This is a genomic window from methanotrophic endosymbiont of Bathymodiolus puteoserpentis (Logatchev) (assembly GCF_900128525.1).
Taxonomy (GTDB): Bacteria; Pseudomonadota; Gammaproteobacteria; order Methylococcales; family Methylomonadaceae; genus Methyloprofundus.
Map to the genome: position 1 here is coordinate 1 of NZ_FQTQ01000088.1, position 10,804 is coordinate 10,804.

Genomic DNA, 10,804 nt, shown 5'->3' on the forward strand with positions numbered 1-10,804 from the left:
AAAGTTGCAGAGGGTTTTAAAGAGTCAATGCGAATTGTATTTGATGAGCACCTGAGGCAATGGAATTATACTGCCATTCCTGACGCAACAACTTTATAAGTTGCCTAAGTTATTTCATGCACATTCCTAAGGTTAATAGTGGTACAAAAACTAGGGCTACGATAAAACTGGCATAAACGACCGAGCCACGTACTTCGATGGAGGCATTGTAAACCACTTTCTGGGTTGCCAGTGGATTAGCTAAAGAGCAGTTTTCACGTAAACGGCGGAAGATATTTTCGGTATCAATAATGGCATCATCAACCACTTCTCCTAAAGCAATGGCTAAGCCGCCCAGCACCATAATATTGAGGTTAACACCAAATTCTAGTAATACCGTTGCCGCACTGATTAAAGAAACGGGAATGGCAATAGCAGCAATAAAAGCCGTGCGCAAATTATATAAAAAGAAATATAAAATCAGTATGACAAACAGTCCACCCAAAAGTAGGTGACTGGACAGATTACTCACTGAGCTTTGTATATAATCGGCAGGTCGGAATAGGTGGCTATAGAGATTAATCTGCTGGTCGGCAAACAAAGGTTCAAATTCTGTGAGTGCTTGTTCAACGGCATTGGAAACGGTTAATGTATTAGCGTCAAATTGGCCAATGACCATCATCACGATGCCTGGTTTACCCATAATTTGTGCTGCACCAATCGCAGGTTCTGGCGCATATTGAATATCGGCTATATCACCTAAAACTAAGCTGTTGCTGGCGCTATATTTAAGGATGCTTTGGCGTAGTTGTTCAGGGGTTGTGGCTAGTCCAGTGACTTGGAGCGTAAAGCGTTGATTGGTACTTTCTATAAATCCAGCTCCTTGTATTTTTCCTATTTGTGTGGCGGCTTTGATGACTTCATTAATAGATAGATTGAATTTCTGTAATTTTATGGGGTCGAGTTGGATTTGAACTTGCCTAATCTCCCCGCCAAAAATATTGATATCGGCAACCCCCCGGACGGCTAACAAGCGTGGCACGAGTAAAGTATCGACTAGATCGCGTAATTGCATCAGGTTTTTATGTTCAGAGTTGAGGCCGATAGTCAGCACGGTTGCTGAAGAGGATGTTAGAGGTATAGGCATAGGTGTATGCACACCTTCTGGAAGTTGCGAGCTTAAACTAGATAGGCGCTCGGTGATTAATTGGCGGTTACGATAAATATCACTCTGTTCGTCAAAAACCGCAGTGACTATGGATAGCCCTTGTATCGATTCAGAGCGCAGCGTGTTTAAGCCGAGTAAACCGCTGAGAGAGGATTCGATCTTTTGAGAAACTAGGGTCTCGACGTGTTCAGCTGAAAACCCTGGTGATTCTGTTTGAATGGTAATTTGTTTGGGTGAAAACTCTGGGAAGACATCTAAGCCGGCAGTAGTGAAGCGATAGCTCCCGTAGCATAAAATCAATAAAGCCAAAGCAATGATAATGCCGTAATAACGAATGGAGAAGCGGATAAGGTGTGTAAGCATAGATAATGTGGGTTCGGTAGGGCGCAGCTTTAGTTCGCCTTTAATACTACTTGTTTATTGTTGGATTGAAGCCTAATCCTAGTGTGTCTAGTATGGAATGATCAGAAATAGTAACGACAACCCTAGTTAAATACAAGGAGGAATAATGGACTCAGCCTGACAGGAACGTGTCGCTGTAGAATGAGCTATTTAATTTTCCACTTCTTCAAGCTGTTCGCTAATCTCCAGCCATTCCATTTCGGCTTCTTCTAGCGCTTTATCGACTTGTGCTTTGTCCTGGAGTACTTGCTTTAAACGGGTTTTATTTGCATCATCATATAAAGATGAGTCAGCTAATTGTTCTTCCAGTTGTTTTTGTTGGCTATGGTATTTTTCTAAGGCTTTATCCGCTTTTTTTAATGCATCGTAGAGCGGTTTTAATTGTTTGCGGCGTTCGGCATCGACTTTGCGTTGTTCTTTCCTATTAACGCTAGTGGTTGGCGCGTTATCGGTATTAGCGTTGTGCAGTAATTTTTGATCATTTAGCCAGATGCGATAATCATCTAAATCACCATCAAATTGAGAGACGGAGCCGTTGGCTACTAAGTACAGTTGGTCAGTAACTGAACGTAGCATATGTCTATCATGAGATACGATAATGATTGCGCCTTGATAATCTTGTAGGGCAAGACTTAAAGCGTGGCGCATTTCTAAATCGAGGTGGTTAGTTGGCTCATCAAGTAGTAATAAATTAGGGTTTTGATAAACCAATAAAGCGAGTACTAAGCGCGCTTTTTCGCCGCCAGAAAAGGGGGCTATGGGGTCAAAAGTTTTATCTTCTTTAAAATTAAAGCCACCTAAAAAGTTTCTTAAATCTTTTTCAGTAGCCTTGGGGTTAATTTTTTGTAAATGCCAGATAGGGCTTTCATCTAAGTGCAGCTGCTCTAATTGATGCTGAGCAAAATAACCTAATTTCATTGTTTCGGCGAATTGAACCTCTCCTGCACTAATATCTAATTCATTAGCGAGTACTTTAATTAAGGTTGATTTTCCAGCACCATTGGGTCCTAATAAACCGATACGGTCACCGGGTGAGACAAAGAGGTTAACCTTGTCTAGGATGATTTTATCTGCATAGCCTATACTAGCATTTTCTAATTTCAGCATAGGATTGGGTAGTTTTCCGGGGTTGCCAAAGCTAAAATGAAAAGGGGAATCTACGTGAGCTTGGGAGATTAGCTCCATGCGTTCTAAGGCTTTGATGCGGCTTTGGGCTTGTTTTGCTTTAGTGGCTTGGGCGCGAAAGCGGGTAATAAAACTTTGTATATGGGTTATTTCACGTTGCTGCTTTTCAAAAGAGCTTTGTTGTTGGGCTAATTTTTCGGCACGTCTTTTTTCAAAAGCAGAGTAGTTGCCGGTGTAGATTTCACCGACTTGGTTTTCTATATGTACAATATGATCAGTGATGGTATCGAGAAATTCACGGTCATGAGAAATGAGTAATAAAGTACCTGGGTATTTGCATAGCCAATCTTGTAGCCAAATAACAGCATCTAGGTCTAAATGGTTAGTGGGCTCGTCGAGTAATAACACGTCTGAACGGCACATTAGCGCTTGAGCAAGGTTTAAGCGCATACGCCACCCCCCAGAAAATGAATTAACAGGGAGTTGTTCTTGTGCTTGTTTGAAGCTTAAACCATCCATTAAGCGTGCAGCTCTTGTGGTTGCCGTATAGCCGCCAATGATTTCCATTTTGGTAAATAATTCGGCTTGCTTAATGCCATCATTAGCTTGTTCTGCTTTAGTAATTTCGTATTGTAAACGGCGTAATTCTTGATCACCATCAATAATATATTCGATAGCGGATTGTTCGGTTGCTGGCGTTTCTTGGGCGACATGGGCCACCTCCAAATTGGGAGGCATGCTAAAATCACCTTCGTCAGGGTGAAGTTCGTTACGTATTAAGGCAAAGAAACTGGATTTACCTACGCCATTTGCACCGGTAATACCGATTTTCTGCCCTTTGTGTAGGGTAAATGTAGTGTTGGCAAATAATACGCGCGTGCCACGACGTAAGGCGATATTTTTAAAATTCAGCATACTTAATATGGTAGATAAAAAGAAACAACATAACCCCGTGTTTAAACCGCAAGATCGTTATTATATTAATGAACAAGGCTGGTGGTTTTTTACGGTTGAGAGAATTAGTGGGCCTTTTGCGAGTAAACCGGATTGCGTTGATGCTTGTCGTTGGTATATACAAAAACGCGAGGGTGTTTTGTAAAAGGTTTGTTGCTATTCGGCAAACTGAGTTTATGCTTTGCCGAATAGGTAATTTAAAGTGGGTTAAAAGAGTTATTAGCCGTATAACTCAATCATCTTTTTGACCTGTTTAGAAAATTCTTTGATATCACCTGCTGAGACAGTTTCAATAGGTATAACTAAGGCTGCACCATTGTCTAGGACAATATGTATATAATCACGAATATGTTCGATGCGCAAAATAGTCTTCCATGGCATTTTATTTTTGCCACTAGGTGAGTTTTCCGCTAAGGCTTTTGGGTCGATACGTAAAGTGTATTTGCCAAACATGGCCTGTTTTTCACGGTCAGTGTAGTTGTCTAATATTTGCTTGCGGAAGCTGAGAATGATAATTTGTGGAATGACAATAGCCCAGCAAATAGAGATAGTGATAATATAAAGCGCAGTACGGTAGTCGCTATAATATGACCAAAGAAAAAGCCCAAAAATAGATAAGACACCAGGAAAAAATAAGCGGTTTCTTTTGAGTTTCTTTTGTAGGTCTTCTGAGGATTCGATTTGTAATTCATTGTAATGAATTAAATCTTTTTCGCGGAATTCATATTCAATTTCAAGCATTGTTTACCCTTTAAGTCGTGTGCAAGATGTTATTTGCCTTGCATTATTATTGTTATGGCTACCTTGCTCATTATAACCGTTACACTTAACTGAGTAGAAATTTTTAACGTATTTCTTCCAGCGCTTCGAGTGCTTCGACTAAACTACTGACCGGGTAAATCTTTATGCCAGGCATGGACTTTTTAGGCGCGTTGGATTTAGGGATGATAGCTTTTTTAAAACCATGCTTTACGGCATCGTTTAAGCGTGCATAGCCATTAGCGACAGGTCTAATTTCACCATTTAAGCCAAGCTCACCAAAGAAAAAACAGTCATGAGGAACAATGGTGTCTTTTAAGCTAGAGACTATACTAATAATAATTGCCAAGTCGGAGCTAGTCTCGGTAACTTTAATGCCGCCTACGACATTAGCATAGATTTCATCACTAGCAGTAAAAATACCGCCGTGGCGCGTTAATATAGCTAATAGCATGGCTAGGCGGTTTTGGTCAAAGCCAACGGCAAGGCGGCGCGGATTTCCATATTGACATTCGGTGACTAAGGCCTGAATTTCTACCAATAAAGGTCGTGTGCCCTCCCATAGTACGGTAACTACGCTGCCAGGTGATGGTTTTTCGGTGCGGTTGAGAAACATTGCCGAGGGATTTTTGACTTCTTTAAGACCGCCGCTTTCCATGGCAAAGAACCCTAGTTCGCCGACACTACCAAAACGATTTTTATCTGCTCTAAGAACGCGAAAGCGCGCATCGTCTGTTGAAGCAAGAATCAGTTGGGTATCAACGATATGACTTAAAGTCATTGGCCCGGCCAAAGATTGATCTTTAGTGACATGGCCGACCATGAAAATAGCAACGTTTTGTTTTTTTGCATACTGTGTGAGATAGCTAGCTGATTCTTTGACTTGGGAGACTGAGCCAGGAGTCGAATCAGAGGTCTGAGTATGCATGACTTGTATGGAGTCAATAACTAGTATGTTAGGTTTTATTACATCTAAGGTATCGCAAATACTTTGTACGGAAGTTTCCGTTAGCATTTGAATTTTATCGAGTGGCAGATTCAGGCGAATAGCGCGTTCGGCAATTTGTTGTAAAGATTCTTCGCCTGAGACATACAAAACGCTAATGCCTTTATGGGCAATATTAGCAATAACTTGTAATAAAAGTGTACTTTTCCCAGCCCCAGGTGTGCCGCCTATCAGGACAACGCTGCCACGCACAATGCCACCGCCGAGCACGCGGTCAAATTCAGAGATACCTGTGGAAAGGCGTTCAGTTTGTTCTAAGCTTACTTCTGACAGTAATTGGACATCACTTTTTGTGCCGCTGTAACCTAAACGTTGTGCTTGAACGGGAGAATTGCCTAAACGGACTTCTTTAATGGTGTTCCATTCTTGGCAAGCACTACATTGGCCTGCCCAGCGAGGCGTATCTGCACCACATTCGGTGCAGACAAAAGCGGTATTTTTTTTTGCCATAAGGGGGGGCTAAAAGAGACTAAATGAGGATAAGGTACGGCGGTTAATTTAGATTTTTTGCTGAATAAAATCGAGTGGATCAGGTCTGCCAGGAAAGTATTTTTGACTTGTTGCTTTTGTATATCCCTGTATTCTTTGGAGGAGCTTAAGTCAATAGTACTGCGTGTTTAATTGGCCTGAGATAATGCAAGCAGGTCTCTTTCTAGTAAATGACTATCGCCTAGGTTTAGTTCCACAAGGCGGCGTAGTACGGATATACTGTCTAAGTCTATATGTTCGCATTTAAATCCGACTTCATTGCCTATTACATGGCTGACTGATACGCTCATAGTAATCATTGTGGCTTCAGAGAGTTCTAGTGTTAGAGTGTATAGTGTTTCTAAATTATTTTGTACCCAATCCTTATCGAAGCGTAGTAAACAGCCGTGTAGAGAAATATCGATAAGTTCGCAAGGCCATTGAGTTGATTCGTCGTTTAATGTGACTTGGGCTTGGTAAAAAATACGATGAAAATGACGTTGCTCGTTGTTTTCAGTCATGCTGTTGATCCATAAAAAATTGCATAGGAATTTTATCTATAATCAGTATATCATTGTTATTTAATAATAATGTCTGATCTGCAAGTTCCGCTCCGTTAATTTTAATTTCCTTATTCACTTCTAGCATAGAGATAAAATAGCCATCCTTTCTACGCGTAATAATAATAATAATGCCAGAACCTTCACGGCCTAAGCGAGTCATGGTTTTTTTTAGTGGAATTAAACGTCCTATATGTTTACCGCCCATAACTTGCAGGTTCGCTTCAGGTAGCTTGACGTTATTGTTTAATTCTTGATTAAGCTTTTCGTTTTCAGGATCTTCAGAGCGTGTAGTTGAGGTACTAGCCGCGAATTTTTCACTGCTGCTATAGACAATACGGTGTTTACCAATGGTAATTGTGTCGCCGTCTTGCAGTGTTGTTTCTATATGTTGTGTGCCATTAATAATTAACGGAAAGTCACTGTTTAACTGTTTAATAAGGGGAGGGGTGTTACGTAATACTACAACTGCATGAGCTGGCGCAACTGCTAAGCTATCAACTGCTAAATCATTAGTCTCGTCACGACCTATATGAATATTACCTGACTCAAAAATCGAGGAGTGTACAGGTTTATCTTTAAAAAAAACAGTGAATTTTGCCATTTTCGTAAGGGTATTTTTGCTAGTTTCTTTTAGTATAGACGTATTTTCAGCGTGTTGCTAAAAAACATAAATCTTTGTTTATTGAGTCTTAAATTAACTGAGTCTTAAATTAATGCTCTAATTAGTTAGTGTGGTTGTCTATTTTTCTGCTTTAGGGGGTAAAAATTTGATTCGAGTAATAGCACGTTTATCACTACTTATGATCTCTAATGGGTGCCCATGAAGAATAAGGCTGGTGTTAGGTTGTGGGATGGTTTCCATAAACTCGATAATGAGCCCATTAATTGTTTTTGGTCCTTTGGTAGGTAGGTTCCAGTGAGTAATACGATTAAGTTCTCTCACGGTGACACTGCCATCAACAATATAACTACCGTCTTCGTATTTTTTTACATCGGCTTCTTCGGTCGTGATTTCGCCAACAATACCTTGTAATAAATCATCCATGCTGACTAGCCCTTGAACATCACCATATTCATCAACCACAAGACCAATACGCGCTTGATCAAATTTGAAGTTTTGTATTTGTTTATGTAAAGGGGTTGTTTCAGGGATAAAAAATGGGGGAATAAGGTTGTCTGTTATATCTTGTTTACTAAAATTATCATTATCAAATAGTTGAATCAAAATAGTTCTTAAATGTAAAAAACCAATAACGCGATCAATGCTGACTTTGTAAACAGGGATGCGAGTATGCTGGCTACTTTTTAGTTGTTGAATAATATCTTCAAGTGAGCTTTCTATGTCGATACCCGTAATTTCATTGCGTGGCGTCATAATATCTTCGACGGTGGCACTTTCTAGGTCAATAATACCGAGTAGAATATTTTTATATTTCTCGGGCATAATTGAATCTGTTTCTGCCACGATACTTTTAAGTTCGTCTTTATTGAGTGTCGCCGTATTGTGTTCATTTGCTTTGACACCAAAGATGCGTAATAAACCATTAGCGATAAGATTAACAAACCAGACGATAGGATAAAATATCTTTAATAGAGGGCTGTAAATCCAAGCGGCTGGAAATGCTAGCACTTCAGGCTTTAGGGCCGCTAGTGTTTTTGGTGCAACCTCGGAGAATATAAGGACAACGAGCGTGAGTGCGCCCGCTGCAATGGCAATACCTTCGTCACCCATGAGGCGCATACCAAGAATGGTTGCTAGTGAAGATGCCAAAATATTGACAAAGTTATTGCCGAGTAAAATAAGACCTAATAGGCGGTCAGGGCGTTTTAATAGTCTTTGTGCTTTCTTTGCACTCCTATGCCCTTGTTTGACTAGGTGTTGCAGGCGATAGCGGTTAAGTGTCATTAACGCTGTTTCAGAGCCTGAAAAGAAGGCTGAAAAGCCAAGTAATGCGATGAGTATGCCAAATAGGATACTAGTAGGTATATCGTTCAAGAATAGATACTGGGTTAGTTAAGTTGGTTACATCATCTATGATGAGCAAGAATTGTCAAGTTTCATTGTTAGAAATATGAGATTAGGGGCGCGCCATAAAGTTAAATTACATTAAGTTTTTTCTGGAAGATGATGAAAATTCGACATTTTTTTGACATGAAACTAAAAGGGTGATTTACTTTGTCCAAAAAGTTGACGCTGTAATAGCCACTTTATCTGCAATGTTTTTTTGTGTGTTTCAATGACTCGACAAAATGCCCATAAATTCTTATTTTATCGTATTTTTTGAGCATAAAATTTAGGTATTAATTTAGCAGGACTCTGCTATTTCAGTGAATAGGCACTTTTAGTATGGCACTACCACGTATTATTCTTATTGATGACAACCCCGCTAGAGGGCAGCAGTTTTTGGCTGTTATTCAGTTCCTTGAATATAGGGGGGAATTATACAGCGCTGAAAATTTTAGTGAAAAAATGCATTCTGTTGATGATGTGCTAACTGTATTTGTGGGGGCAGGCATTGATAAACAAGCGACTGTTATTAAGTCGGTTGTTGAGTTAGTTACAGGTATCCCGGTGATTCTGTTGATTGATAAAGGTACTTTTTTGCAAGTGCCTTCAGCAATACAAAATTTAGTCACTTCCATTCAAGAGTGGCCAGTCACTTATACTGTTTTAATGGACAGCTTGCAGGCTTTACAGCATAAGCAACAAAACCATGTAAAATCAGCGCCTAGAAGCCCTGATAACAAAGGCTTAGCGGGTAGTAGTGAGGCAATTAAGCAAGTTCGTTTCTTAATCGATCAAGTCGCTGACTCTGATGCAACAGTGCTCATCTTAGGCGAGTCAGGTAAGGGTAAAGAAGTGGTTGCGCGTGCTTTGCATAGGGCATCTTCACGGCATAATCATGCTTTTGTACCCGTTAACTGTGGTGCTATTCCCGCAGAATTGTTAGAAAGTGAGTTATTTGGTCATGAAAAAGGCGCTTTTACCGGCGCTTTAGCCACTCGACAGGGGCGCTTTGAAATGGCTGAGGGGGGGACTTTATTTCTGGATGAGATAGGGGATATGCCCATGCCGATGCAGGTTAAGTTATTAAGGGTTTTGCAAGAAAGGTCTTTTGAGCGCGTTGGGAGCAATAAAACTATACATTGTGATGTACGAGTTATATCGGCAACACACAGAGATATTGAACAAGCTATTGTAGAGAATCTTTTTAGGGAGGATTTATTTTATCGTTTAAATGTTTTTCCTATAGAAATGCCCGCATTAAGAGAGCGTGTTGAAGATATCCCTTTATTAATTAAAGAATTATCTTCTCGGTTGAAAAAAAATAAGCGCGCTACTGTTACCTTAACGCCAGATGCAGTCAATATTTTAATGCAGCACACTTGGCCGGGTAATGTGCGTGAATTAGCTAATTTAATAGAGCGTGTTGCAATTATTAAGCCTAATGGCTTAGTTGATGTAGCTGATTTACCTGCAAAATTTAGAGAATTTAGTGTCTCAGATGAAATTGTTGTAGAACAAGCACCGGAGAATTTTCTGGAGTTAGCTCAGGAGATGGAAGATAAACTTGAGCAGGCCGTGGTGCAAAAAGTTTTTAGTGCCCAGCTACCCGAGGAGGGGATGGATTTAAAAGAATATCTTAATGAAGTTGAAATAAGCTTAATTAAACAAGCTTTAGACGAATGTAATGGGGTCGTTGCTCACGCGGCTAAACTATTAAATATGCGTCGCACTACGTTAGTAGAAAAGCTGAAAAAATTTGATTTATAGCTTGCTTGAGTTCGTTTACTTTCTCTATGCAGAGACAACAGTGATTCAGTACGGGATTAAATTGTCGGTTATTCAGACTGCATAAGTTCATTAAGCATTATCTTTTCTTCTTCAGTCAGTAAATTATGAAGTTGCTCTCGTTTCACAATAGAAGCGGTATGAGCTAAATGTTTTATGCGCCGATAATTACGTCTGCGTTCTTGAGAGCGGTTATCTTTAACTCGGCGGTCTTGTTTCGGCCACAGTAGATAGTTTTGTTTTACAGCATTAATCCAAGCAGGACTACCAAACTTGTGAGTTATTCTGCGCCTTTCGTTAGCTCGGCGCTCAAGTCTTCGACGACTTTTTTGTCTAGAATCTTCAGAGGTCATAGCAAAGAGTGAATATAAAATATATTGATGGGGTATGTTGAAATGCCTTTATTATAAGTTTTTGTTGTCCTGAAGTTTCCCAAAAATTCATCAAGCCACCATGCGTAATAGCGTGGCGACGAGAGAATTAACTGGGGAGTTGCTAGGTTTGGGGCAAAGCCTACTAAAATCCAGATCTAATCCTGCTTCCGCAATAATACGTCGAACATCTGAAAAGGCAAAACTGGTTCGACC

10 protein-coding genes are annotated in these 10,804 nt (G+C 40.1%); 2 read left to right on the plus strand and 8 right to left on the minus strand.

What is annotated here, in order from left to right; genetic code table 11:
* Positions 1 to 109: 109 nt before the first annotated feature.
* Together BQ7314_RS07455 and BQ7314_RS07460 are read right to left on the minus strand one after the other, a co-directional pair.
* Entirely contained in the window at positions 110 to 1,510 is a 1,401-nt protein-coding gene (locus BQ7314_RS07455) for an efflux RND transporter permease subunit (RefSeq protein ID WP_174483073.1), read from the minus strand.
* Positions 1,511 to 1,699: 189 nt separating this feature from the next.
* Positions 1,700 to 3,589, minus strand: a complete 1,890-nt coding sequence (locus tag BQ7314_RS07460; RefSeq protein WP_174483074.1) for an ATP-binding cassette domain-containing protein — start codon at positions 3,587 to 3,589, stop codon at positions 1,700 to 1,702.
* Positions 3,590 to 3,596: 7 nt separating this feature from the next.
* Between BQ7314_RS07460 and BQ7314_RS07465 the strand changes: the two genes are divergently transcribed.
* Positions 3,597 to 3,773: a hypothetical protein gene (locus tag BQ7314_RS07465; RefSeq protein ID WP_174483075.1), complete on the plus strand. Its 177-nt coding sequence runs from the start codon at positions 3,597 to 3,599 to the stop codon at positions 3,771 to 3,773.
* 74 nt (positions 3,774 to 3,847) lie between these two features.
* Here BQ7314_RS07465 and BQ7314_RS07470 read toward each other — a convergent pair whose 3' ends face one another.
* From BQ7314_RS07470 to BQ7314_RS07490, 5 genes are all read right to left on the minus strand, one after another.
* Positions 3,848 to 4,369: a YcxB family protein gene (locus BQ7314_RS07470; protein ID WP_174483076.1), complete on the minus strand. Its 522-nt coding sequence runs from the start codon at positions 4,367 to 4,369 to the stop codon at positions 3,848 to 3,850.
* 103 nt (positions 4,370 to 4,472) lie between these two features.
* Positions 4,473 to 5,843 (minus strand): DNA repair protein RadA, encoded by a 1,371-nt coding sequence (gene radA / locus BQ7314_RS07475; protein WP_174483077.1) that lies wholly within the window; start codon positions 5,841 to 5,843, stop codon positions 4,473 to 4,475.
* Positions 5,844 to 6,010: 167 nt separating this feature from the next.
* Positions 6,011 to 6,382, minus strand: coding sequence for a PilZ domain-containing protein (locus tag BQ7314_RS07480; protein ID WP_174483078.1), 372 nt, complete (start codon positions 6,380 to 6,382; stop codon positions 6,011 to 6,013).
* Positions 6,375 to 7,025, minus strand: coding sequence for an FHA domain-containing protein (locus tag BQ7314_RS07485; RefSeq protein ID WP_174483079.1), 651 nt, complete (start codon positions 7,023 to 7,025; stop codon positions 6,375 to 6,377). Before BQ7314_RS07485 ends, BQ7314_RS07480 begins: the two co-directional genes overlap by 8 nt.
* Before the next feature lie 138 nt (positions 7,026 to 7,163).
* Entirely contained in the window at positions 7,164 to 8,420 is a 1,257-nt protein-coding gene (locus tag BQ7314_RS07490) for an HlyC/CorC family transporter (RefSeq protein WP_174483080.1), read from the minus strand.
* A gap of 351 nt (positions 8,421 to 8,771) precedes the next feature.
* On the opposite strand from BQ7314_RS07490, the gene BQ7314_RS07495 reads away from it, so the two are divergent.
* Entirely contained in the window at positions 8,772 to 10,199 is a 1,428-nt protein-coding gene (locus BQ7314_RS07495; RefSeq protein WP_174483081.1) for a sigma-54 dependent transcriptional regulator, read from the plus strand.
* 68 nt (positions 10,200 to 10,267) lie between these two features.
* On the opposite strand, the gene BQ7314_RS07500 is transcribed toward BQ7314_RS07495, so the two are convergent.
* On the minus strand, positions 10,268 to 10,570 hold the full coding sequence (locus tag BQ7314_RS07500) for a hypothetical protein (RefSeq protein ID WP_174483082.1): 303 nt from the start codon (positions 10,568 to 10,570) through the stop codon (positions 10,268 to 10,270).
* Positions 10,571 to 10,804: the final 234 nt, after the last annotated feature.

What these genes read in the sequence shown, in the direction of transcription:
- BQ7314_RS07455 (WP_174483073.1), bottom strand. Translation starts at nt 1,510, where the DNA reads ATGCTTACACACCTTATCCGCTTCTCCATTCGTTATTACGGCATTATC.
- BQ7314_RS07460 (WP_174483074.1), bottom strand. Translation starts at nt 3,589, where the DNA reads ATGCTGAATTTTAAAAATATCGCCTTACGTCGTGGCACGCGCGTATTA.
- BQ7314_RS07465 (WP_174483075.1), top strand. Translation starts at nt 3,597, where the DNA reads ATGGTAGATAAAAAGAAACAACATAACCCCGTGTTTAAACCGCAAGAT.
- BQ7314_RS07470 (WP_174483076.1), bottom strand. Translation starts at nt 4,369, where the DNA reads ATGCTTGAAATTGAATATGAATTCCGCGAAAAAGATTTAATTCATTAC.
- radA (WP_174483077.1), bottom strand. Translation starts at nt 5,843, where the DNA reads ATGGCAAAAAAAAATACCGCTTTTGTCTGCACCGAATGTGGTGCAGAT.
- BQ7314_RS07480 (WP_174483078.1), bottom strand. Translation starts at nt 6,382, where the DNA reads ATGACTGAAAACAACGAGCAACGTCATTTTCATCGTATTTTTTACCAA.
- BQ7314_RS07485 (WP_174483079.1), bottom strand. Translation starts at nt 7,025, where the DNA reads ATGGCAAAATTCACTGTTTTTTTTAAAGATAAACCTGTACACTCCTCG.
- BQ7314_RS07495 (WP_174483081.1), top strand. Translation starts at nt 8,772, where the DNA reads ATGGCACTACCACGTATTATTCTTATTGATGACAACCCCGCTAGAGGG.
- BQ7314_RS07500 (WP_174483082.1), bottom strand. Translation starts at nt 10,570, where the DNA reads ATGACCTCTGAAGATTCTAGACAAAAAAGTCGTCGAAGACTTGAGCGC.